This window comes from Mesorhizobium sp. WSM4836 (assembly GCF_055811815.1).
In genome coordinates, this window is the sequence record NZ_JBVVQF010000001.1 from 331,142 (window position 1) to 356,102 (window position 24,961).

Annotated in this window: 14 protein-coding genes and 1 pseudogene; 10 read left to right on the forward strand and 5 right to left on the reverse strand. The window is 61.3% G+C overall.

Translation table 11 applies throughout. The features are described 5' to 3' along the window. Window positions 1-8 precede the first annotated feature (8 nt). The 9 genes and pseudogenes from AC0L2P_RS01760 to AC0L2P_RS01800 form a co-directional block, all read left to right on the forward strand. A pseudogene (locus AC0L2P_RS01760) lies at window positions 9-755 on the forward strand (YoaK family protein); the annotation flags it as partial. A gap of 458 nt (window positions 756-1,213) precedes the next feature. Next, the gene (locus tag AC0L2P_RS01765) at window positions 1,214-1,528 is read left to right on the forward strand and encodes a helix-turn-helix domain-containing protein (protein ID WP_473499530.1); all 315 of its coding nucleotides are present in this window, start codon (window positions 1,214-1,216) and stop codon (window positions 1,526-1,528) included. Beyond that, a complete protein-coding gene (gene hyfB / locus AC0L2P_RS01770; RefSeq protein ID WP_473499531.1) occupies window positions 1,525-3,546 on the forward strand; it encodes a hydrogenase 4 subunit B in 2,022 nt (673 codons plus the stop codon). The genes AC0L2P_RS01765 and hyfB overlap by 4 nt, the downstream gene beginning before the upstream one ends. Further along, a complete protein-coding gene (locus AC0L2P_RS01775; protein ID WP_473499532.1) occupies window positions 3,537-4,493 on the forward strand; it encodes a respiratory chain complex I subunit 1 family protein in 957 nt (318 codons plus the stop codon). The genes hyfB and AC0L2P_RS01775 overlap by 10 nt, the downstream gene beginning before the upstream one ends. Further along, on the forward strand, window positions 4,493-5,155 hold the full coding sequence (locus AC0L2P_RS01780) for a hydrogenase-4 component E (RefSeq protein ID WP_473499533.1): 663 nt from the start codon (window positions 4,493-4,495) through the stop codon (window positions 5,153-5,155). The genes AC0L2P_RS01775 and AC0L2P_RS01780 overlap by 1 nt, the downstream gene beginning before the upstream one ends. Further along, the gene (locus AC0L2P_RS01785) at window positions 5,152-6,603 is read left to right on the forward strand and encodes a hydrogenase 4 subunit F (protein WP_473499534.1); all 1,452 of its coding nucleotides are present in this window, start codon (window positions 5,152-5,154) and stop codon (window positions 6,601-6,603) included. Before AC0L2P_RS01780 ends, AC0L2P_RS01785 begins: the two co-directional genes overlap by 4 nt. Before the next feature lie 18 nt (window positions 6,604-6,621). Next, complete coding sequence (locus tag AC0L2P_RS01790) at window positions 6,622-8,139, forward strand: hydrogenase large subunit (protein WP_473499535.1); 1,518 nt, start codon at window positions 6,622-6,624, stop codon at window positions 8,137-8,139. Window positions 8,140-8,151: 12 nt separating this feature from the next. Next, window positions 8,152-8,691, forward strand: a complete 540-nt coding sequence (locus AC0L2P_RS01795) for an NADH-quinone oxidoreductase subunit B family protein (RefSeq protein WP_473499536.1) — start codon at window positions 8,152-8,154, stop codon at window positions 8,689-8,691. Between the two features lie 509 nt (window positions 8,692-9,200). After that, window positions 9,201-9,458 carry a hypothetical protein gene (locus AC0L2P_RS01800; protein ID WP_473499537.1) on the forward strand — a complete coding sequence of 86 codons (258 nt, stop codon included), beginning with the start codon at window positions 9,201-9,203 and terminating at the stop codon, window positions 9,456-9,458. Window positions 9,459-9,885: 427 nt separating this feature from the next. Here the strand turns inward: AC0L2P_RS01800 and AC0L2P_RS01805 are convergent, their stop codons facing one another. Next, on the reverse strand, window positions 9,886-11,235 hold the full coding sequence (locus tag AC0L2P_RS01805) for a PQQ-dependent sugar dehydrogenase (RefSeq protein ID WP_473499538.1): 1,350 nt from the start codon (window positions 11,233-11,235) through the stop codon (window positions 9,886-9,888). A 229-nt stretch (window positions 11,236-11,464) separates the two neighbouring features. Between AC0L2P_RS01805 and AC0L2P_RS01810 the strand changes: the two genes are divergently transcribed. Continuing rightward, a complete protein-coding gene (locus AC0L2P_RS01810; RefSeq protein WP_473499539.1) occupies window positions 11,465-12,430 on the forward strand; it encodes a DMT family transporter in 966 nt (321 codons plus the stop codon). Between the two features lie 115 nt (window positions 12,431-12,545). Here the strand turns inward: AC0L2P_RS01810 and AC0L2P_RS01815 are convergent, their stop codons facing one another. From AC0L2P_RS01815 to AC0L2P_RS01830, 4 genes are read right to left on the reverse strand one after another with little or no spacing between them, the layout of a single operon-like run. After that, window positions 12,546-13,271: an ABC transporter ATP-binding protein gene (locus AC0L2P_RS01815; protein ID WP_473499540.1), complete on the reverse strand. Its 726-nt coding sequence runs from the start codon at window positions 13,269-13,271 to the stop codon at window positions 12,546-12,548. After that, a complete protein-coding gene (locus AC0L2P_RS01820; protein WP_473499541.1) occupies window positions 13,271-14,419 on the reverse strand; it encodes an ABC transporter permease in 1,149 nt (382 codons plus the stop codon). The genes AC0L2P_RS01815 and AC0L2P_RS01820 overlap by 1 nt, the downstream gene beginning before the upstream one ends. Beyond that, window positions 14,416-15,552 (reverse strand): efflux RND transporter periplasmic adaptor subunit, encoded by a 1,137-nt coding sequence (locus tag AC0L2P_RS01825; RefSeq protein ID WP_473499542.1) that lies wholly within the window; start codon window positions 15,550-15,552, stop codon window positions 14,416-14,418. Before AC0L2P_RS01825 ends, AC0L2P_RS01820 begins: the two co-directional genes overlap by 4 nt. A gap of 56 nt (window positions 15,553-15,608) precedes the next feature. After that, window positions 15,609-24,827, reverse strand: a complete 9,219-nt coding sequence (locus tag AC0L2P_RS01830) for an SDR family NAD(P)-dependent oxidoreductase (protein ID WP_473499543.1) — start codon at window positions 24,825-24,827, stop codon at window positions 15,609-15,611. Window positions 24,828-24,961: the final 134 nt, after the last annotated feature.

Consider the following 24,961-nt stretch of genomic DNA (forward strand, 5'->3'; position numbering starts at 1 on the left):
GTTCGCTCATGATCCTGTATCTGCACCGGCTGACCGGAAAAGAGCGTAGCGAAAGAGCCGACCGGCACCTCGCTCGCTTTCTGACGTTCATCGCAGGAGCCGCCAATGCTGGCGGCTTTCTGGCGGTCCAACAGTACACATCCCACATGTCAGGCATCGTTTCGTCGATGGCTGATCACCTGGCACTCGGCAATGTCGGACTGGCGCTTTCCGGATTGGGCGCCTTGTTGTCGTTTATCGCAGGCGCCGCCTGCTCAGCGGTGCTGGTCAACTGGGGAAGGCGGCAGGGTCTGCAGGGCGAGTACGCGTTCCCGCTTGCCCTGGAAGCGGTTCTGCTGATCTGCTTCGGCCTGCTCGGCAGCCATCTTGCGCGTCATGAAGCTCTGTTTGTGCCGATGACGGTGATGCTGCTTTGCTTCATTATGGGCTTGCAGAACGCCATCATCACCAAGCTGTCGGAAGCCAGAATCCGGACAACGCATGTCACTGGCCTGGTGACTGACATGGGCATCGAGCTCGGCAAGCTGCTTTATTGGAACATCTCGGGGAGTGACTCGGACGAACTGTTCGTGAAGGCCGATCGAAGAAAGCTGAGGCTGCTTGCGTCGCTTGTGGCATTGTTCTTTGCCGGCGGCGTCATCGGCGCCGTGGGTTTCAAGCATGTCGGCTTCGCGGCGACGTTATTTCTCGCGGCCATTCTCCTCGTGCTGGCCTCCATGCCAGTCCTGGAGGACGTCTCCGTTCGCATGAGGCGGCTATGGCAGTAGCGCGACAGAGCTTTGCCGCATGCCAGATTTGGCAGCACATTCGCGAAGGCGCTGTTCCTGGATTTCGGCAGCTATCTGTTGGGCTGATCCTGAAGCACGAACACGATGAGACCGGCCCCAACGGCAAGAGCAAGCGAACTCAGCCATACCACTCGTAACGTGGAGTGAGGTCGAAGAGATAGCCGCCCTAGGAACGCGCCCGCGGCGGCTCCAATCGAATGGCCGGCCGAGACAAGGCCCATTGCCAGCCCCATCACGTACAATCCGAGATGGCTGGCGGCGAGAATGGTCGCATGCTTTGGTTCGAGGCGGGGGACATATCGCCGGGTTTTCTACAACTTCAAGACAGATGCGTCACGCATCATTAATTGAATGCGCCGCATTTTAATATATGCTGCAAGGCGTAGAGATAATATCTCAAAGCTGATCAAAAGGGGGATGCGACCGTGATAACTGCTCCACAGTTGCGTGCCGCGAGGGCGCTCCTTGGCATCGACCAGCGCAGGCTTGCCGAATTGTCCGGTCTTTCCGTGCCGACAATTCAACGCATGGAAGCCAGCGAGTCGATTATTCGGGGTAACGTCGATTCTCTCATGAAGCTGATCGGGGCACTTGACCTCGCCGGCGTGGAATTGATCGCTGAAGGTGCCTCCAGCCAAATCGGCGGGCGCGGCGTGCGACTGAAAACGGATTTTGATCCCGCCAAAATTCTGGGCGGGGTCGATACGGATGCCAAAGTCCCCGTGAGGAGCGTGGCGTGATTTCGGGGGCCGCGGTCCTCCTGTGGGGCGTTGCTGCGCTCCTGGGGACTGCGGTGCTTGCGATTGCGGAAAGCCGCAGATCGGACTCGGGAACACGCCTGATCTACGGCTTGACGCTGGCTATATCGGCGGCCGTGCTCATCATTCTCGCGAGCCGCATCGCCGACAATCCCGTCACCCCGTCGACTGTGGTATTGCCTCTTGGATTGCCATGGATTGGAGCTCATTTCCGTTTGGATGCGCTCTCGACCTTCTTCCTCATCGTCGTCAACTTCGGCGGCTCCATGGCCAGTCTTTATGGCCTCGGATACGGCAGGCATGAGTCTGTGCCGCATCGGGTCCTGCCGTTCTTCCCGGCTTTCCTAGCCGGAATGAACCTTGTCATGGTGGCCGACGACGCCTTCACTTTCCTGCTTTCTTGGGAATTCATGTCGCTCGCCTCCTGGGCGCTCGTCATGGCGCACCATCGCGAGCAGGACAATGCACGGGCGGGCTACATCTATCTCGTGATGGCGAGCTTCGGCACATTCACGCTGCTGCTTGCGTTCGGCCTGCTCGCCGGATCCGATGGAACCTATACGTTCGACGCGATGCGAGCCGCCGACCCCACCCCGTTCGCTGCTGCTTTCGTCCTGGTTCTCATGCTGCTGGGCGCCGGCTCCAAGGCTGGACTCGTCCCGCTGCACGTATGGCTGCCACTCGCTCATCCGGCCGCGCCAAGCCACGTCTCGGCTCTCATGAGCGGCGTGATGACCAAGGTCGCAGTCTATGGCTTTATACGCGTTATTTTCGATCTGCTCGGTGAGCCGGCATGGTGGTCGGGCGTTGCCGTGCTTTTCCTTGGCGGCCTGACGGCGGTTCTCGGCATCCTCTACGCCCTGATGGAAAACGACCTGAAGCGACTGCTTGCCTATAGCACCATTGAAAACATCGGCGTTATCTTCGTGAGCCTTGGTCTCGCGCTCGCTTTCAAGGCGAACGCCATGCCATCGGCTGCAGCGCTGGCGCTCACCGCCGCGCTGTTCCACGTCCTCAACCATTCCTTTTTCAAGAGCTTGCTGTTTTTCGGCGCGGGTGCCGTGCTGACGGCAACCGGAGAACGGGATATGGAGAAGCTGGGCGGTCTCATCCATCGCATGCCCTTTACAAGTTTTGCCTTTCTGGTCGGTTGCGTCGCGATCTCGGCGCTTCCACCCTTCAACGGCTTCGTCTCCGAATGGCTGGCCTTTCAGGCCATATTGCAGAGCCCCGATCTGCCACAATGGGGACTGAAGGTCATGGTGCCCGCAGTTGGCGGTCTGCTGGCGCTGTCGGCGGCACTGGCCGCGGCCTGCTTCGTAAAGGCGTTCGGGATTACATTTCTGGGCCGGCCACGGACCTCGGCAGCGGAGCATGCGCATGAAGTCGATCGCTACTCGTTAGCGGCAATGTTCATCCTCGCTGCCCTTTGTCTCCTGGCCGGTATTCTGCCGGGTCTTGTCATAGACGGCCTTCCATCGGTGACACTGCCACTGATTGGCAGCCGGATGCCTGTGCAGATGGCGCAGCCCTGGCTGTCTATCGTGCCGATTGCAGCGAGCCGCAGTTCCTACAACGGCCTGTTGGTGTTCCTGTTCATCGCCTTTTCCGCATCCGCTGCGGCATATGTGATCCATCGCTTTGCATCACATGCACTCCGTCGGGGTCCCGCCTGGGGTTGCGGCTTCCCGGATGTGATCCCAAGCTCGCAGTACACGGCCGTCAGCTTCGCGCAACCTATCCGCCGCGTCTTCGGCGCGTTCGTATTTCGTGCAAGGGAAACCGTCGAAATGCCGCCGCCAGGCGAGACCGGTCCGGCTCGTTTGAACGTCGAAATGCATGACGTGATCTGGGAGGCGCTCTATCAGCCGATCGCCAAGGCCATCGATTTTGCGACCGACCACCTCAACCATCTGCAGTTCCTGACGATCAGGCGCTACCTGACCCTCGTCTTTCTCTTTCTCATTGCCCTGCTCCTGGTGCTCGCACTATGGCCGTGATTCTCGAGTTGGCCGTTCAAGGCGCACAGATGGCGCTGGTCCTTTTGCTGGCGCCGCTCCTGACCGGATTCGTGCGCAAGGTGAAGGCACGGCTCTTGCGCCGCCAGGGTCCTTCCCTGATCCAACCTTACCGCGATCTCTTGCGGCTGATGCGCAAGGAAGTCGTTCTGGCGGACAATGCATCCTGGCTGTTTCGCGTGACGCCCTATCTGATCTTTGCCACCACCTGGGTCGGCGCGGCGCTCATCCCGACATTCGCCGCCGGCCTCACATTCAGTTGGACCGCCGATCTCATAGCCATTGTCGCACTGCTGGGAAGCGCCCGGTTCTTCCTGGCGTTGGCAGGCATGGACGTCGGCACGAGCTTCGGCGGCATCGGCTCGAGCCGCGAGGTGATGATCGCTTCGCTGGCCGAACCCGCCATGCTGCTCATCGTGTTTAGCCTGGCGCTCGTCGCCGGCGCGACGCAACTCTCGACAGTCGCCGCCTTCATGGGATCGCCGGAGGTTGGCCTGCGGGTATCGCTCGGGATGTCGCTCATCGCCCTCGTGATGGTGGCGATCGCCGAAAACGCCCGCATACCCGTGGACAACCCATCGACCCATCTGGAACTCACCATGGTTCATGAGGCGATGGTGCTGGAGTATTCTGGTCGCCATTTGGCGATGATCGAGTTTGCCGCCTTCCTCAAGCTTCTGCTCTATGTGTCGCTGATTTCCTGCGTCTTCCTACCTTGGGGACTGGCGAGCGCCGGGGCAGGACTGGAATCCCTTGCTCCGGGTGTCGTCGCCTATGTCGGCAAGCTTGCCGTCTGTGGCGTTCTCCTCGCCGTTTTTGAGACTGCCATCGCCAAGATGCGCATCTTCCGCGTCCCGGATTTCCTCGGGGCGGCGCTGATGCTGGCCCTGCTCGGCACGCTCCTGCTGTTCGTCTCACGGAGCCTCTGATGAACGGCCTCACCTTCGACATTGCTCACCTGCTCGCCGGCGGCCTGGTGCTGGTCAGTTTCATGATGCTGTATCAGGATCGCCTCTTTGCGCTGATCAACGTTTTTGCCCTTCATGCAATCGTGCTGGCCCTGTCCGTAGCTTGGCAGGCATATATCCAGGACGCGCATCATCTCTACGTCACGGCGGCGATAGCCCTCGTCTTCAAGGCGATCGTCATTCCTGTAGGGCTTCATCGCATCATTCAGCGGCTCGGTATCCATCGTGACGTCGAGACCGCCGTCGGCATCGGAACGACGATGCTTGCGGGGATAGGCCTGGTGGCCCTGTCCATGGTCCTGATGCTGCGCGTCACTCCCGAGGCTGATCCCCTCGCCCGCGAGGACCTGGCTTTCGCGCTGTCCATCATTTTGCTGGGGCTGCTGGTGATGGTCACCCGCCGCAACGCCGTCAGCCAAGTTGTCGGATTCATGTCGCTCGAGAACGGTCTGGTCCTCGCCGCTACGGGGGCCAAGGGCATGCCCCTGGTCGTCGAGATCAGTGTCGCCTTCTCGATCCTTATCGCCTTCATCGTCATCGGCGTCTTCCTGTTCCGCATCCGCGAGAGGTTCGACTCGGTGGATGTCGGCGCGCTCGAAGACTACAGGGGAGAACACCGTTGACCGCGTTTTCCCTCGACGCGGTGGCCGCCATCTTGCTGATACCGGTCTTCGCGGCCGCACTTCTGGCGGCGCTGCCGAAATACCGGATATCGGCGGGCCTCAATGTCGCTGCGAGCTTCCTAACCTTGCTCGCCGCACTGTCGCTTCTTGTCACCGACCGCCCACAGCCCGGACAGTATCTGCTCGTCGATGATCTCAACATCGTCTTCATCGTGCTCAACACATTCGTCGGCTTCACCACCAGCGTCTTCAGCGCTTCCTACATTGCCCACGAACTGGAGACCGGGCGGCTGACAGCCCCGAACTTGCGGTTTTATCACGCAATGTACCAGGTCATGATGTTCGGCATGAACCTGGCGTTCGTGTCGAACAATATTGGCTTGATGTGGGTGGCGGTGGAGCTTGCCACGCTGACCACCGTGCTCATGGTCGGCATCTACCGCACGCACGAAGCGTTGGAGGCCGCCTGGAAATATTTCATTCTGGGAAGCGTCGGTATTGCGCTGGCACTGTTCGGCACCATCCTCGTCTACATGGCCGCACAGCCGATCGTCGGCGAGGGAACGAATGCGATGGTCTGGACGGTACTCATCGCTCACGCCGCGCGCTTCGATCCGGCTCTGCTCAATGTCGCCTTCGTCTTTCTGCTGCTGGGCTATGGGACGAAGGTCGGCCTTGCGCCGTTGCATGCCTGGCTGCCAGACGCGCATGCTGAGGGTCCAACGCCGATTTCCGCGGTGCTGTCAGGCTTGCTGTTAAACGTCGCGCTCTATGCCGTGCTGCGCTTCAAGCTATTGCTCGCGGCAAGCCCGGAAGCGATCGCACCTGGGCCATTGATGATCACGATGGGACTTACGTCGCTTGTTTTCGCGGCCTTCATGCTCTATCGCCGCCGCGACATAAAACGCCTGTTCGCGTACTCCTCGATCGAGCACATGGGCATCATCGTGTTCGCTTTCGGCATGGGTGGCCCGCTCGCCAATTTTGCCGGGCTGCTGCACATGGTCATGCACAGCCTGACCAAATCGGCGATCTTTTTCACGGTTGGCCACATTGCCCAGGTCAAGGGGACACAGAACATCGCCGAAATCCGGGGACTGACGGAAACACATCCTGCGCTTGGCTGGGCGCTCGTCATCGGCGTCGTTGCGATTGCCGGCCTCCCTCCGCTCGGCATCTTCATGAGCGAATTCCTGGTCGTGAGTTCGACATTTGCAAGACATCCCCTTTTGGCGATGCCGGTGGTTTTCGGGATTCTGCTCGCTTTCGGCGCCCTGCTGCTTCGACTAACCGGCGTCGCTTTCGGCGAACCGCGCGGCAGCACTGCACCCGCCGAGGCGTCCTACATTCCGATGTATTCCCACTTGGCGTTGGTGTTTGCCGCCGGCATCTATCTGCCGCCACCGCTGGTCACATGGTTCCAGCACGTCGCAAGTATCCTGGGGTGAGCAGAGGAGAGAAAGAGCATGCCCGCGCTGATCGATCTCATCCTCGCTGGCCAACGTGTCGAAAATCATTTCCCGTGGTCGCGCGCCGTGGTCACTCCGAAAAAATGGCGCTTTGCTGTCGAGCAATTGGCCGAAGGCCACTGGAGCTTGCTCGGCCTATGGGGTGAGCCAGGCGCCGTCCACATGGCACTTCTCGATGAAGGCGCCGGGGACATCGGCGTCGTCAGCCTGGAATGCCCCAGTGGCCGCTACCCATCGGTTGGCCGGCTGCATCCGCCCGCGTTGCGCCTCGAACGCGCGGCCGCTGACCTGTTCGGACTCCTGCCACAAGGTGCGCCTGATACGCGACGGTGGCTTGATCATGGCCACTGGGGTGTCAGCTATCCGTTGAGTACCCGCGTCCGGACGTCTGCTGCGACAGCCTCGCCCTACCATTTCCTGCCTGCCGAGGGGGAGAGCCTGCATCAAATCCCGGTCGGGCCCGTGCATGCCGGCATCATCGAGCCAGGGCATTTTCGATTTACGGCAAGCGGCGAAACGGTCGTCCGGCTGGAGGAGCGCTTCGGATACACACACAAAGGCATAGAAGGCTTGATGGCGGGGTCCGATATCGATCACGCAGCCAAACTGGCGGGCAGAACCTCTGGCGACAGTACTGTGGCATACTCCCTCGCTTTTGCACGCGCGGTCGAGGCGGCGCTGGGCGTCGAGGTTCCCCCATGCGCGGTCTGGCTGCGAGCGCTCATGGCCGAGTTGGAGCGTCTGGCCAATCATCTGGGCGACATCGGCGCTATCTGCAATGATGCCGCCTTCGCGCTCATGCATGCCCACTGTGGGGTGCTGCGTGAGCGCGTATTGCGGGCAAGCGATGCTGCCTTCGGTCATCGTTTGATGCGCGACCGCATAGTGCCCGGAGGCGTGGCAAGCTTCCTGAGCGATGAGGGCACGACAGCGCTCAGGTCCCTGATCGCAGAGATCAGGCAACGGTTTCCCGCGCTGGTCGAGCTCTACGATAACACAGCGTCGCTGCAGGATCGGACTGTCGCAACTGGTCGGCTGAAGGTGGAACTCGCTCGTCAATATCGCGCCGGAGGCTACGTTGGCCGGGCCTCCGGTCGGGACTTCGATGCCCGACGCAATCTCGCTTATCCACCCTATGGCGAACTCGCCTTCGACGTACCTCTCCTCCAGGGGGGCGATGTGAACGCCCGTGTCTGGATTCGCATCCACGAGGTCGAACAAAGCCTGTCCCTGATCGAACAAATCCTGCGGCAAGCGCCAGACGGACCGATCCGCGTCAATTTCGCGCAGACAGACCGATCGCATGAAGGCATGGCGCTCGTCGAAGGTTTTCGGGGCGACATTCTGGCCTGGCTGCGCATTGGCAAGGGCGGCTTGGTCGAGCGCTGTCATCTGCGTGATCCGTCATGGTTTCAATGGCCGCTCCTTGAAGCGGCGATCGAAGGAAACATCGTTGCCGACTTTCCGCTGTGCAACAAATCGTTCAACTGCTCTTATTCGGGCCATGATCTCTGAAGGCACGCTGTCATGCGCAAGCTTCTTTTTGAAAGCCTGATACGCCCCCCTCTCACCGAGCGTCCGCCGTTGGCAAGCAGCACGGCGGTCGACGAACTCGCACGCGCGCTCGACGGGGCTGCTCACAAACGATTGGGACGAAGCCTGTCGATCCGGGCGGTCGATGCCGGTTCCTGCAACGGCTGCGAACTTGAGATGCACGCGCTGAACAACGCCTTCTATGACATTGAGCGTTTTGGGATCCGGTTCGTCGCATCACCGCGCCATGCCGATGTACTGCTCGTCACCGGGCCGGTCACAAAAAACATGCGCGAGGCATTGAAGCGGACCTACGACGCAACACCCAACCCAAAATGGGTGGTCGCACTGGGAGATTGCGCAGGCAATGGCGGCTGTTTCGCCGGCAGCTATGCCGTGATGCGCGGAGTGTCCGACGTCTTGCCTGTCGATCTGCACATTCCAGGTTGCCCGCCACCGCCAATCGAAATTCTGAAAGGCCTGCTCGCCTTGCTTGAGGGCGTGAATTCCAAGACTGGTGCTGCCCGAAGGTGACTATCGATATAGAGGCTGTGCCAGGGTTGGCCTTCTCGCTGCATAGATCCAACCAATGCGTAGCCGTGAGTTTAAGGGCATCAGGCGGCGAGTAACCGCCGCTTACTTTCGCTCTTCGGCATCCGCCGGTACGAAGGACGCGAGCGCAGCCTCGGCGACCAGAGACAGAGAGACCTCCCGCCGCCCAGCGTAGTGCTCGAAGCAGAGCGGTCGCTCTATTCTGCCACCTCCCGCAAAGCCGCATTCAGTCGGGATCGACTGCATCGCTCTCGAGAAGACGCTCGGCGGCGGAAACGGTCAAAACGCCTGCTTTTTCGACGGCAGCTCAGCCCATTCTGTCGAAGGGTGAACCCGTTCCCTAGTCCGAAATGGTTACTTGCGCCACAGCTAATGTAGTTACAATCTTGTGCCGTCGGAAGCCGCATGGGCCGGCCAGGCGCTAGCACCGTCTTCGCCGGCGTCTCAAGGCAGTCGACCACACTTTTGCGGGTGCTCTAAGGGGGAAATCAATGAGATTGACGATTGTTTGTGCGGCAATTGTGATGGCCGTATCCACCGCCGCCCTTGCGCACGAGAAAAAGATGGTGGTCAGTACGGCAGTAACGTCGGCCTGCGCCAACCTGTCGGGCAGCACGATCAAGAAAAACAGGAAAACAAAGGTGGATTGCAGTTCAACCGGAACCGTCTCCAATCCGATTTCGAAAGACAAATCGGAGCCGCGCCTGGGCTACGAAACGGTTAATCCTGTGATCATATCGATCTATTAGCTGCCTGCGGACCGTTGGTCGCTTGGTGGCGCCGCTCGGTCTCTGCATAGGTTTGATCCTGTGGGTCAGAGGTTCCCACCGCCTGCGCTCAAGGTTTGAGGCGGTCACGCACTGCGTACCGAAGCATGCCGAGCACATGGAGCGCCGTGCCGCCCGGAAACGGCAGTGGGCTTAGGGTCGAAAACAGATCGAGCCGCGAAGCGTCACCGGTGATCGCTTCAGCGAGCAGCTTGCCCGACAGCGTTCGACAGGATCACCCCTTGCCCGAATAGCCATGCGCAAAATGGAACGCCCCGCAGCGACCGACATGCGGCAGGCGCGATGTCGTCACCTGGCATATGTATCGAAACCGTAGCCGAATGCAGCCATATCGGCGTGGCGCCGTAGCCGGAGGCTGGTGAGGGCGGAATCAGAAAGGCACCTGCGCTCAACGGCCATTCGCTCGGCGGACCCGCCAGATGACATTACCGACGTCGTCGGCGACGAGCAGTGCGCCAGTCTGATCGGTAGCGACGCCGACCGGACGGCCCATCGCCTCGCCATTACGCCCGATGAAGCCAGTGAGCACATCTTTCGGAGGACCACTCGGTTTGCCACCATGGAACGGCACGAAGATCACCTTGTAGCCGCTGTGCACGCTTCTATTCCACGATCCGTGCTGGCCGACGAAGGCGCCGTTGCCGTAGGCCGGACCGAGCCGTGCGCCTTTGGAGAAGGTCAGCCCCAGCGAGGCGGTATGCGAACCCAGCGCGTAATCGGGCTTGACCGCCGTCGCCACGAGATCGGGGCGCGGCGGCTTGGCGCGTTCGTCGACGTTCTGTCCGTAGTAGCTGTAGGGCCAGCCGTAGAAAGCGCGGTCACGAACCGAGGTCATGTAATCCGGCACAAGGTCGTCGCCGATCTCGTCACGCTCGTTCACGGCGACCCAAAGCTCGCCAGTTTCAGGATTCCAGGAGAGCCCGTTCGGGTTGCGCAGGCCCGAGGCGAAGACCCGAGTGCGTCGGGTCGACCGATCCACTTCAAGGACAGCGGCGCGGTTCTTCTCCGCGGCTATGCCGTTTTCTCCAACGTTGCTGTTGGAACCAACGGTGACATAGAGCTTGCGTCCATCCGGCGTTGCGATCACGTCCTTAGTCCAATGATGGTTAAGGTCTCCGGCCGGCAAGTCGATGATCTTTTCCGGCGACGTGCTGACCCGGGTCTGGCCATTGGAGTAGGGGAAAGCGACGAGCGCGTCGGTATTCGCGACAAAGAGCTTGCCTTTGGACAGCGTCATGCCGAAGGGCGAATTGAGGCCTTCCGCGAACGTCGTGCGCACATCCGCAATGCCGTCGCCATCGGTGTCGCGCAGGAGCGTGATGCGATTGGCGCTTTTGGTCGCGGCACCGGCCCGCTTCATAGCCAGGTCCATGAACACCTTTCTAAGACTGAAGCCTTCGTCATGCTTGGCGGGGGCATTGGTTTCAGCAACCAGCACGTCGCCGTTCGGAAGCACATGCAGCCAACGCGGATGGTCGAGGCCGGTGGCGAAGGCGTTCACTGTCAGCCCCTTCGCCGTGGTCGGCATACCTCCTTTCTGCCAGCCTTTCGCCTCGGCGATGTTAACAGTCGGGAACAGCGTTGGTCTTGGTTTCGGTAAGGTGGGCTTGGGACCATAGCCGGTTATTGCCCCGGTTTTTTGCGCCAGCCCGGTTTTTTGCGCCGGAATGCCCGCGCAGCTCGCCATGACGGCTCCCAACACCGCTACGAATACGCTTCCTCGGAAGCCGGCATGCATCAGACGTCCTCCGCATGGATTGCGTCGTGCTCTTTGTGCAAACGGAAGTCAGTGGCTTATTCTTCCTGCAATGTTGGCATGAGGTCAGGAATTCGCGACAAATCTGCTCTCGATACAAATATGGCGCGAGAAGATTGCGGCAACCACGCGAATATCTGTCGCTGGCGAAACAGCTGTTGTGGCTGCTTAGCAAGACGCTGCAAATCTGCTAAAGTCTGCGGTGGAGGAGATGGACATCCAATCGCTGCCGATAGCACAGCCAAATGTAGCGAAGGCGACACCGGGCGCATCACTTTCGCTTGCCTATTCCCTCGCGACGCTCTGCTGGCTCCTGTCGGCCGGCGTCTATATTGCCGCCAAGTGGGTTGCCCCCGAGATGCCGCCTTGGGCACTGTGCTTCTGGCGGCTGACGCTTGCCTGCGCGATCCTGCTGCCTATCGTCCATCGTCATCACGGGGCGATGCTCGTGCTGATCCAATCCCGGGTGATCGAGGTGCTGGTCATCGGTGCCATCGGGCTGACCTTGTGTCAGGGCATGATCTATACGGGCCTCAACTACACCAACGCGACGACGGCCGGCATCATCATGGCGCTGTCGCCGATCATGACAATGGTGCTTGCCCGCTTCGTGCTCGGCGAGCCGCTCGGTGTCTGGAAAACGCTTGGAGCCCTGGTCGCTCTGGCCGGGATGGTGGTGATTGCGGCGCGGGGCGACCTTGCCGCGCTGATGCAGCTGCAGTTCAATCCTGGCGAGTTGTGGATCGTCGGCAGCGCGTTTTGCTGGGGCCTCTACACCGTGCTGCTGCGCCGCGCCAAATTCGCTATCGAGCTTCTGCCGATGGTGGTCCTGCTGCTGGGAGCCGGCGCGCTGGCCGCATTGCCGCTTTATCTCTGGGAACTGGTTTCCGGGGATCGTTCGGCGCTGCATGCGAACGGCCTATTGGCCCTCGCCTATGTTGCTGGCCCGGGCGGCGCTCTGATGTACTATCTCTACAACAGTAGCGTCGAGACGCTTGGCGCCGGGCGCGCCAGCATGCTGCTCTATCTGCAGACTGCCTTCGTCGCCCTTCTCGCTTATCTGTTCCTTGGCGAAAGCTTGCAGGACTACGATCTCGCCGGTGCCGCCCTCATCGTCGCCGGGCTGCTGCTTGCCACCGCGATCAAGCCGAGGCAGCGCGCGGTGCGTGCCGCGTAGTGAACCTCAGCACCGCCGCGTCAGCGAGCAGCTCGCAAAAACAAAGCACCGCCCGAAGCGAAGCCGGATCATTGAAGCCGGACCTATACCGCGCCTTGGCCACACCGACCGTTGGTTAATGCCGTTCAGCCATCAAGCCAAAGGGAGACGGCGCTCGTTCCCGCCCGTCCTCGAGCTCGAGCATCGAATCGAAATAAGTTTTCCAGCGCGTATCGTGGGTCACAACGCAGATCGCGACATTGCGGCTGTCCGCCAGATGCCTGAAAACCTTCATCACCATCTCCGCCCGTGTACCATCCAGTGCGGCGGTAGGTTCGTCGGCCAGAATAACGGTGGGATCGTTTGCCAAGGCCCTGGCGATTGAAACGCGCTGCTGCTCGCCGCCGGAAAGTTGGGAAGGATAATTGGAGCCGCGATGTTCGATGCCCAACGCGGCGAGAAGCCGGTCCGCTCGCGCCTGCGCCTGCTGCCGACCGACATCGTTGACCTGCATGGCGATGGCGATGTTCTCGGCGGCCGTGAGAAAGGGGATCAAGTTCGCCTTCTGAAACACAAAGCCAAGATGGGTCCGCCTGAAGGCTCGTAGCTCGTTGAGCTTCGCACCGGGACGCGAAATCACCTTCCCGTCGAACAGGACCTCTCCCGTGGTCGGTGTCTCCAGCAGACCGGCGATCATCAGCAGCGTCGTCTTGCCTGAGCCGCTGGGCCCGACAATGCCGGTAACACTGCCGGGGCTCAAGCTCAGCGAACCTGCCGCGAGCGCGGTGACCGGCGTGCCCCCGCTCTCGTAGATCTTGCTGGCGTTCCGAACCTCCAGTGTGGCGAGGCGGCGCTTCGACATCAGGCCAACACTTCCTGGGCACGGACCGCGAGCGCGCGACGAATCGCAAACCAGCTGGCCGCAAGGCTGAGTGCCATCAGCACGAACGACAACACGCCAAGGTCGGATTCGGTGATCAGCACAGTTCTTGGAAATCTCGGATAGATCGTAAACGAGATGGCTATGGCCAGAACGAGGCTGCAAAAGCCGATCAACCCCGCCTGCTGCGCAATCATGCCGATGATCACCCGGTCACGGGCGCCGATCAGCTTCAGAAGTGCTATCTGCGCGACCTTCTCGATCGTCATCGTATAGATGGTCAGTGCTATGACGGCGCAGCAGATCAGCAGCGTCATCGTCGTGAAAGCCAGGATCTGGACGCGGAGCTTGCCGAGGCGGCCGTCCAGTAGAAGCGTTTCTTGGTCCTGCTGCGTGAGGACCTCGACGTCGCCCCAGCGTTTGATCGAGTCACGCACGACCTCCTTGTCCGCGCCCGGGAGAGTTTCGACGATGACCGCAGCGACACTTCCGGTCTCGTCGCCGAGACCCATACGCGTCTTGCCCTTGGCCGCACGGTTGAGGAGGACCGCCTCGCTGGGCAGGAGCCGGTTGATCACCTGCGCATCCGGGATGGTGACGAACAACAATCCGTCGCCGCCCATGTCGACCTGCCCGGTCGACACGCCGACAATCGTATAGCTATCTCGTCCAAGCCGGATCTCGTCACCCACGACCAGGCCGAGAGTTTTGTCGGCTATGGCCTCATAGCGATTTGATTGGAAGTACCGGCCGGCGATCAACGGTATCCAGCTGCCACTGTCGCTTGGATAGTCCACACCGGTGACCGACATGCGGAGCGGAAGCCCGTCAATTTCGAACTGCTGGTTGTATTGGATGAACCGCCGCGTTGCCGCCACGCCGGCCACACCGGCCACGCGGCGATCGAGATTGGCCGGAACGGCGGAAGATTCGGCGAACGGTCCGGACTTTCCCCCTTCGACGACCCAGAGGTCGGCACCAATGCCGTCGATCACGATCAAGGCTTCGTAGACGATGCCGCGATACATGCCCAGCATTCCGATCGTCGCCGCCATCAGTAGGCCGACACCGAAAACGGTCAGGATGAACCTCAGCAGGTTATGCCTAATATCTTTGACCGCGAGATTCACCTGCCCAATGCCTGGAGGTTAACTGCCTGGTACTGGAAGCGGCCTGTCGGACTGAGCACGACATCGCCGACCTTTAGGCCGCGCGTGATCTCGATATCGGTGCCGCTGGAGTAGCCCAGTGAGACAGGGGCCCAATAGGCCCGCCCGTCATGTGCAATCCATAGACCCACCCGTCCCTGGTTCCTCGCCAGGAACCGCTGTGGCACCGCAATGCCCGGTGACGGCGATTCCGCTTGGATGGTGACGCTTGCACGCTGACCGACAGCCCAGTTCGCCGGCACCTCGCGCAATTTGAGATCGACGGTGAACTCGCGCGTCTCTTGATCGACTTGCCGGCCGATCCGCGCAATGGAAGCAGCGTAGGGGCGTTGCGGATCCGATGAGAAGGTGACTTTCGCTACTTGCCCCGGCCGAAGCGACCCCATCGCGGATTCGTCGAAGCGTGCCATGACCAGCAATGACGTCGGGTCGACGATCTGCATCAGTTCGACGCCCGGAGAAAGCAGGTCGCCCACCGTGCGGCTGCGGGAAACCACCACACCGTCGACAGGCGAGCGTATGGAGGTTTCGCCGAAGCGGCTCCGTATCTGCTCCACCTCGGCGGAGGCGGCCGCGGCCTGGGCCTTCGCGCGCTCGATGGTGACGGTCGCTCGAGCCAACGCGGCCCCAGCCTGCTTCTGGGTACTTTCGAAGAGGTCGAACTCGGCCTGAGAAATCGATTTGCTGGCGAGCAGGCTTTTTCTGCGATCCAGATCTGCCTGTGCAGTGCGAGCGGCGATAGCAAGCCGGTCGCGCTCCAATTCGGCTTCGCGCACGCTCTCCGTCGCAGCCCGGTCGTTGGCGACCGCGGCGGCAAGCTGATACTCGATTTCGGTCGCATTTAGCGTGGCGAGGACATCGCCGGTCTTCACCTCGTCATTCCGGTCGACGCGAACGTCGGCCAGGAATGCCTGGATCCGTGCCGTAACGACGACCTGGTTGGTTGCACCGAGAAGGCCGGGTCCGGCGATTTCACGCGCGATCAGCCTTCGCTGGGCGACATAGGACTCCACCTGAGCAGGCCAAATATACCAGCCGGAAAAGAGCCCGACTGCCGCCAGAACGGCAAACAAGATTAAGATGAAGCGAATCACGTATCTTTACCTGCACCGGCTTCCACCGGCCCCGCTGACCCTGGATCGACGCATCGCTATATCGCCGCCTGCTCGGCGGCATCGACCGCCGGTTCCGCGGCCAACAGCCGTTCGATAACTTCCCTCAGGATATCTTCTGCTTCCGTACGGTCATAGCCCAATTGGTCGAATATCAAAGTCAGACCGAGACCGTTCGCGGTGGGAAAGGTGCGCAGATCCATCTCGCTGGTACGTGGCTTTTCTCGTCGCATGTCAGGCAGGGGCGTCACTTTGAACATGCCGAGATCAAGTTCGCCACTGGCATGGGCCCTTTGAAGCGGGGCCGACTGGGTAGCGCGTGTCCATCTGTCGACTGTTTGGGTGCCGGCGACGAAGAGAGAGGTATAGGATCCCTTGGCCACGACATCATCATGCACGTCTCCGAAGTAGTTCGAATCCATGAAGGGCGCGAACTGGATAGCCTCTTCGATCCCTTCTCCGAGCGAACCTGCTAACGCTTCGATTGTCTCGAACCGCGACAGCCGCACGCGCACGGGCACGTCCGAGGCGACGAAATTGACATAGTTCTCCAGCCGCCGGTCGTGGCGCAAGGCTGCTGGAACCTGCATCACCATGTCATCCACGCCGCCGCGCGCCCCGATGGTCTGCGCAAAGGCCGCGATAATCATGGCCGTTTCCGTCGTGCCGGCTGCCCTGGCACGCTTGCGCAGCGCATCCTGCTGGTCGCTGGCTATCGAGAGCGTCACGTCGTCGCTGAGGCTGCAATCGATCAGATTGACATTCGTCCGCCGACCTTTCGCCTTACGCCCGAGATTGGGAACCTGCGGCAAGGGCTCGACGAATACCTTGCGCAGGAATGCGTCGCGCCGCTCGAACGAACCGGGTTTTCCGACATGGTCGAAATCCCGGATGAACCGGTCGATGCTCATTTCCACCGGATCAAGAGGCAGGCCGAGATAAGCCTTGACTGTCTCCTCGACGATGAGGCCGAGGGAATAGCCGTCAACGACCAGATGATGGGCCTTGGCGACGATAAGGTCGCTCTCGGAGCCGAACCGGATGATCGTGACACGGAACATCGGCGCCTCGATATCTATGCCTTCCTGCGCGAGCTCGGTTGCGCGCTCCATCGCTTCGGCCTCGTCGGCGACTTGCTCGACCCTGAAGAAATCGGTCGGCGTCCTTTCCAGATACGCGCCGTATCCAGCCCCGTTGCGGAAAAACCGGGTACGCATCACCTCGTGGCGCGCCATGACCGTTTCGATCGCTCGTCTGAGACGATCGGCGTCCATTTGCGGCCGGATCTTGAACTCCTTGCTTACAATGAATGCGGCACGCGCATGCGAAGTCGCGTCTCGATGTTCCTGGAAACGCAGTAATCCCAATTGCGTGCTGGTCACTGCTATCTCTCTTTCGACGTTGGGCACGCCGTCGAGCGGCGAGCGCTCAACATCCCGGCTTCCACTCGGCTGGCCGGACCACTCGCGCACCCTCCAGCCCATTGCGGCGGGCACCAGGCGGCCGGACGTTTCGAGTTCGGACGAAAGCTCGTCGAGAAACTGATCGAGTAACAACCGCGCCGTTGCTTCTTCGACGACGTCGAGATCCACGGTCAGCCGGCAGACAACACCGGCTTCGCTTGCCGCTGCGGACAATTGAATCTCGTGCGTGGATGCGGGGATCGCATCGAGAGGACGGTCCAAGGCGGCGAGCGCCGTAACCTGGCTGCCATCGAGAAAAGCGAAGCCGAATTGGCGCAGCGAAACACGGCGAATGCGCAGATCCTCTTCGAGCGCCAATTCCAAGGACGATGTATCCATTGACCGATGCGCCTGGCCGTTTGCGTCGGCACGCTCGGCCTTCCTCAGCAGATCGTAACCCAGTTCATTTATGGCTCGCAGGACAATCGGATAGGACCCATCCAAGGGGCCTATCAATCCGCTTGGTGCTCCCTCCCCGCGCCCGCTATGCCAGCGGTCGATGACGATTGATTGGAGCGAGAGGCGCTTTGCCAAGGCCTTGGCATAGGCGGTCAGAAAGCGCGCGGCCGGCAACTCCGATCTCGACGCGAATGCTCCTGCGGGAAGCGTGATCTCCAGCAATCCGACACGGCCCCTGTTCGTTCCCATACCGGCGGGAGACGCGGCACGACTACGGCCGGGGATGGGTGCGATAGCCGGCGCATGGTGAAGGATTTCCTTCCAGTAGGCGAGATCGCGACGATACTCGCTCGATCCGGGCACCGGATGAGCTAGGCGCGCATAGTCGGTGAAACTGAGCTCTGCTTCGACCGCTTCCGCTTCGTCTCGCACAAGCTGCGCGAGCAAAAGATGAACCGATAACGTGTCGGCAGCCGCGCGATGAGCCCGGATTTGCAGCTCGTGACCGCCATCCTGCCGCTGGCATGCGCCGATCCGCCATAGCGGACCAGGCAGTGCCACATCGCCCAAACGACCGCCCGGCGAAAGCACTTCAATGACAGGTTGCGCCTCGAAGCCGACCTCTACGGCGCCGGACGCCGACATCGCACCCGTCATCCGGAGCGCATCGTGTCTCTCGACCAGTCGCGCCAACCTTGTCGCAAGCGCCGCCAGCGACACGCCAGGCTCGATACTCGTCTCGACCAGGATCTGATTGTCGGCCTTTGCGACGGCCGACGACATCGGCCGTCCATCCAGCATCATCGCATCGACCTGGCGGCCTAGAGGCCGGAAGGCTTCCTGCGCTGAAACGCCATCGGAACTCGATTGTGCGGCCAGGACCTGCAAGGCGGACGCCTTCAGTTTCGCCTCGAAAGCGGAAGCGACGAGGCGCGACAGTCCTGCGATCGTCGGCGCTTGCAGGAACTTGGCAACAGGGATGTCGACTTCGACCTGAGCCTCGACGCGGTTTTTCAGTTCGAATGATGAGAGGGAGTCGAGACCGAGCTCACTGAGCTTGCGGTCATCCGCCAAGGCGCTTGCCTCGACCTTGAGGACTTTCGCCACCTCGCGCCGGATCATGTCGGCGAGCAGGTCGTCCCACGCCTCGCGTGGCGCGGCTGCAAGCTCGGCCTGAATACGAGACCGCCCTCCGGTTCTGTCTCCAAGCAGCGGCGAAATCCTCGGATTCGTCGCTGCGCCGGGGTTCGTGCGCGCGATCGCAGCCCAGTCGATATTGGCAAAGCCGAGATTCTCCGATCTGGCGCGCACGAGATAAGACAGGGCCGCCGCCGCTTCGGAATCCTGAACCGGCTTGATGCCGACACTATCGAGATAATTGGTCATTGCTTCCGACCTGGCAACGAATCCACTGCCGGCGATCATGCCCCAAGCGGTGGACGAGCCGGCCAGGTTGCGACCCCTGCGATAGGTAGCAATTGCGTCCAAAACAGAGTTGGCCGCCGTGTAGTTGGCCTGCCCGGACGAACCGATAACCTGCGCGATCGAAGAGAAATTCACCAAGAAATCCAGCGGGATATCGTGTTCGACAACGGCGACATGCAAGTTCCACCCGCCAGCTATCTTCGGCCTCAGCACGCGGTCGATCTTGCCTGCATCGAGCTGCGAGACGAAAGCGTCCTCGATCACCGCGGCGCCATGCACGATGCCGCGCAGAGGAGCGTCACCCCCGGCATATTCGCCGATCAGCCTGCCAACGGCGGTAGCATCGGTCACGTCCAGCGCGGCGCGAATGACGCGCGTGCCGCGTTGCTCCATGATCTCGATGGCGACAGCCGCTTCGGCATCAGGAACACCGCTTCGATTGGCAAGGATGATGGTTCCCGCGCCTTTCTGACTGAGCCAATCGGCGATCGCAACGCCAAAGCCCTTGAGCCCACCGGTGACGAGGTAGGAAGCCTGAGCGGAGACGGCGAACTGTGCGCCGAGGTCAAGTTCGATGTCCACGGAAGGTTCGTCCAAAGTGACGATCACCTTGCCGATGTGCAGCGCTCGCGAAAGCATGCGCATGGCTTCCGCCGCGCGCGATGCCGGGAAGCGAGTCGCCTCCAGCGGCTTGTAGACGCCGGCGGCAACCTTTGCCTCCACCTCCGCCAGCAATTGCCTGAACAGGCTCTCCCTCTCCACGGGCAGCGTCGAGAGGTCGATGACCGAATAGGCGTTGTTGCGATAAAGCGAGCGAAGCCCGATCGGCTTGTCGTCGGCGAGATCGCGCTTACCGATTTCGACCATCCGGCCGAAGGGCGCCAGGCACTCCAGGCTCTTGTCGATGCCATTACCAGACAGCGCGTTCAGCACCACGTCGACGCCGCGGCCCCGCGTCAAGGAACGCACCTGGTCGGCGAAATCGAGAGCGCGCGAGTTCATGACCTCATCCACGCCCCATTTCTTCAGGAAGGCGCGTTTTGTGTCGCTGCCTGCGGTGCCGAAGACTCGAGCCCCCACATCATGCGCGACCTGGATGGCGGCGAGGCCGACACCACCCGAAGCCAGATGGATCAGCGCAGTTTCGTCCTGTGCCAATCGGCCGATATGTTTGAGAGCGTAGTGAGCGGTAAGGAAGGCTGTCGGGAGGGTCGCGGCCTCGATCAGATCAATGCCGTCGGGTACGCGCATGGCAAGATCCGCCCGGATCTTGGCGAAGCGTCTGAGGTAGCCCTTGCCCATGCCCATGATGCGATCGCCGGGCTTGAGGTTGGTCACCCGTTCGCCGACCCTGCGGACCGTGCCGGCGAACTCCAGCCCGAGATTGCGCCAATATGCCTCGTCATTCTCCAACTCGTCCGGCAAGATGCTGGTGGCGGCCATGATGTCGCGGAAGTTCAGTCCGACCGCGGCGACCTCGACCATGACCTCGTCCGGAGCCAATTCGGGATCGGCGATTTCGCGCAGTACGATGTTGTCGATGGTGCCAGGCCCCGTCATGGTAACGGCGAAGTTGGAAGAATCCCGCGCGGTCTCCAGCGTCCGCCGCAACGGCGCCACTTCGTGCAAAGCCAGTTGCTCCAGCCGCGGGACGTAGCGTTCGGCGCCGCGCAGGACGAATTCCGTCTCTGCGGTTTCCTCCAGCACCGCACCGGAAATGCCCACCCCCGACTGCAGCGATGTGGTATCCGCATCGATAAGGCGGATGCCTAAACCTTTGAACTCGTTTGCCATTGTGCGAGCAATGCCGATCAAGGCGCTCTCACTCAGGCCTGAAAGGCTCATCGGCTGGTCACCTTGCACAAGCCGGCTGCCGGACGTGACGACAACCAGTTCGGGGCGCGATTCGGACGAACTGTGCAGCCGGTCGATGACTTTTCCAAGCGTGATCAATTGGTGGACGATGGGCGTGATCCCGGCGAGAAGCTCGTCCCCGCCTGCTTTGTCGTCGAGTTTTTCGGGGCCGGCGGCGCTGAACAGGATGCCACCTGTCCCACCCGATTTGGCCATGAATGCCCGGATCGTGGCGAGCGCTTCATCTGCATCGAGGTTCAGGAACGGCGCGGGATTTGCTACCTCGACCGTCGCTCCGCGGCTAACCAACTCAGCCAATGTCGCTTCGAGACGCTGCGTTCCATCACCCACCACCAACCAGTGGGCGCAACGCAATGAAGGCGCTGCGGGTTTGGCTTCCTGCTTCTCGAAATGCTCCTCGAAAACGCTGGAGCCCGAGCCAGCACCCTGCTTGGCCCTGCTGCCCCTGACCTTGCCCAGCGCCTTTGTCTGAAGGTTGTCGAGAACGATGAGCGGCTGCCCTTCCGGCGAGAATACGCTGAACCGCATCGAGTACGGGTCGAGACCCGGCTGGATGTCGACGATCACCTCCGGCGTCATCGGAGCGCCCAGCAGGATCTTGCGCGCGCCGGTTGGCAGGCGCAACTGATACTGGGCCTTGTCTTCATTAGCCGGCGGCAGCGATTCACCTGGAACCCAAACGCCGTCTCGATGCGAAGCCAGACCGATGCCGGCCTGGAGCACCGCGTCGAGCAATCCGGGGAAGGCGAAATACTGCTTCGACAAGTTGGGGTCCTTGCTCGACAGCCTGGCAACCAGGCGGTCGTCGACAATGTCGAGTGCGTTCACCGACTGGAAATAGGGACCGTATTCAAGCCCGTGCCGTTCGGCGAGACGGTAGAATTCCGTCTTTTCGACAAGGTTCGGGCGATCCAGCAGGAGGTCGGCGGGAGCTGGTGCAAGTTCATATTTGTGGCTGAAGCCATAAGCTTCGGCACGCGTCCTCCAGCCGTCGTCCGAGCCCCTATGGAGCGTGGAGATGCGCAGCCTGCTACCGACCGGATCGAACGTCGTCGTAACCAGTATGACATCGTCCTCCGCGATGGAAAGCGCTTCGTACAGTTTGAAATCACGCAGCTCCACGGACTCGGATCCGAAATGGTCGCGCAGCGCGGCACCCATGATCTCGATGTAACCGACGGCCGGGAACAGGCAATCGCCGCTGACGCGGTGGTCGGCCAGGAATTTGAAGCCTCTGAGCGTGATTTCGTTCGTCCAGGACGGGCCCGCCGTGAAGTCGCGCCATCCAAGCAGCGCGTGCCGAGGCGCCTCGAACAAGAAACTCTTGGTCTCCTCGGACATGTTCAGCAAGCGCTGGTTGTTCCAGGGCAGCTTGGGAACGGCCACGCGGCCGCTCGACGATTTCGGCCGGTCGAATTCGACGCCGGCAACATGCAGGCTGCCCTCAGCCCGCGCCAGCGTCCAGAAATCGTCGGTTTTGCGATCGAGCGAGTTCACTGCGGCGACGTCTGCCCCACGTTCCTGCGCGATGCCTCGGATAAGCGGCGTCAGCGTGCGGTGCGGACCGACCTCCAGGAAAGTGTCGATGCCGAAATCGAGGGTGAAATCCAATGCCTTGGTAAAGCTGACGGGTTGGCGCAAATTGGCCCACCAGTAGTCGGCGTCGAATTTCGTCTCGAATATGCCGGTGACCGTCGAGATGATCGGCAAACGGCCTCCTTTCCAGGCGACCGGACCCAGTTGGCCGAGGAACCATTCCTTGCAGTCTTCCAGATGCGCGCTGTGCCATCCGAAATCCATGGTCATCCGGCGAGCCGTCGCATCGGGATAGGCTTCCGCGACCTTGGCCAGCACGCCAAGCACCGCGTCCTCCATGCCGGAAATCGTCTGCGCGATCGGGCCGTTGTAGGCGGCAATGACGACGCTTTCATCACCGGGCAGCAAAGGTTCGAGTTGCTGGACCGTCAGCCCTATCGTGGCCATTGCACCGCGCCGCTCGCTCTTCAGCGGTATGAGGCCGCGTTTGGCGATAATGCGGGCCGCCGTCTCGATATCGATGATACCTGAAACGTAGGTGGCCGCGACCTCGCCGAAACTATGGCCGATCAGAAGCTCAGGCCGCACGCCGATCTTCGTCCAGCGCTCGTAGAGGGATATCTGGGTGGCGAAGATGGACGCCTGGGTAACGTCGGCATCATTGATACGGGTCTTTGTCTCATCCCGCAGCATCTCCTCGACGGTCGACCAGCCGACTATCGGACGCAGCACTTCGTCGAACATCTCGGCGGTTCGGCGAAACGCACGGTCTTCCTTCAACAGGCGACGCGCCATGGCCCACCACTGGCCGCCCTGGCCCGAGAAGGCGACGGCGAGCCGACGGTTGGAGGCCCTGCCGGTGATGATGGTCGGCCCTTCCGCGCTTTGCTCGATGGCTCCCTTAACCAAGGCGCGCAACTGGGTCTGGAGCGCGGCGCGCTCCGGCTCGACGATGAGCGCGGCCCGTTGGGCGAAGTTATCGCGCGCGCTGCTCAAATGGGCGGTGATGTCTTCGACCGGCGTCTCCGCAAGGGAGCCCCCCTCCTCCAGCGCGTCGGCCAGACGGCCTGCCCACAGTTCCAGTCCCGCCGTGCTGCCGGCCGAGATCGGGACGGCTATCGGATGGCCGGCTATGACCGGCCTTGGCGCGCGGTTGGCGTTCGCGGATAGCCCACGCCATCCTTCCACGGCGATTGAGGCATTGGTACCACCAAAACCGAAGGAGTTGACCACCGCCAGGACTGGCCGGCCGTGATGGTCGATCGGCATTGGCTTCGTTGCTACAGCGATGTTGAGCGCGTCGAACGGGATGCTCGGATTCGGGCGCTCGAAATTCCTGTTCGGCAGAACGATGCCGTTTCCCGCCGTCAGCACTGTCTTGATGAAGCCCGCAATGCCGGACGCCGATTCGAGGTGGCCGAGATTGGGCTTGAACGATCCGACATAGGCCGGCTTTGACCGTGAATTCACACCGAACACGCGGCCGATAGCAGTCGCCTCGATCGGATCGCCAACCGACGTGCCGGTCCCATGAGCCTCGACATAGTCGACATCCGCTGGATCGAGGGAAGCGCCTTCCACAAGCGCCTCCAGCATCGCTTGCTGTGCCTCCCCGCTCGGCGACGTCAGGGTGGGCGTGTACCCGTCCTGATTGACCATCGAATGGCGGATCACGCCATAGATCCGGTCCCCGTCGGCAATTGCCCGGTCAAGAGGCTTCAGCAACACGAACCCGCAGCCTTCACCGCGCACGAACCCGTCCGCCCTTTCGTCGAAGGTGTAGATACCGCCGGTCGGCGAAAGCATGTTGGCGCTGGAGAATGCGATGAACGGCCCCGGATCGAGCATGCAGTTGACGCCGCCGGCGAGCGCCGTTTCACAGGTCCCGGTGCTCAGGTGGCGCACTGCCTGATCGATGGCAACGAGCGCCGACGAGCACGCCGTGTCGACGGCGATACTCGGCCCCTTCAGATCGAAACGGTGGGATATTCGGTTGGCCGCGATCGAGAACGCCGAACCGGTGCCGGCAAAGATGTCGCCGCCGCCAACACGTCCGCGGCGTAGGTTCTGCGCGAAATCGTTGGTCGAGATGCCGATGAACACGCCGGTGCGTCCGCGGCGCAGATCGGCCAATGTGAGATCGGAATCCTGCACGGCCTCGAAGGCCACTTGCAGAGCCAGGCGCTGCTGCGGATCCATCGTTGTCACCTCGCGGGGCGACATGTCGAAGAAACTCGGGTCGAAGCCGAAAACGTCGCTGGCAAGAAACCCACCCCAGCGCGTCCGCATCTTTCCCCGGGCATCGGGCTCCGGATCATAGAAAGCATCGACATTCCAGCGGTCCGCCGGGATATCCACAATGCCGCAGTTCTTCTCCAGGAGAAAGTTCCAGTACGAGTCCGCGTCCTGGATCCCTCCTGGGAACCGGCAACCAATCCCGATAACTGCGATTGGCTGTGTTGACTCAATGACCTGCCGAGGGGCATCGCCCCCACGATGAATGTTCATGCCCAGACCCCCGCCTAGTATACACCGTGGGTTGCCCAACCCACGGCACATTTAAGTCACGGAGCATTTAAGTGCATGTCCGAACGGAAGGTCCAAGAGCAAAGTTCACCAGCCTAGCATTTTTGTCGCAGAATGTGTCATTTAAGCCGATCTGACTACTTTTTAAGCCAATTTGATTAGTTTTT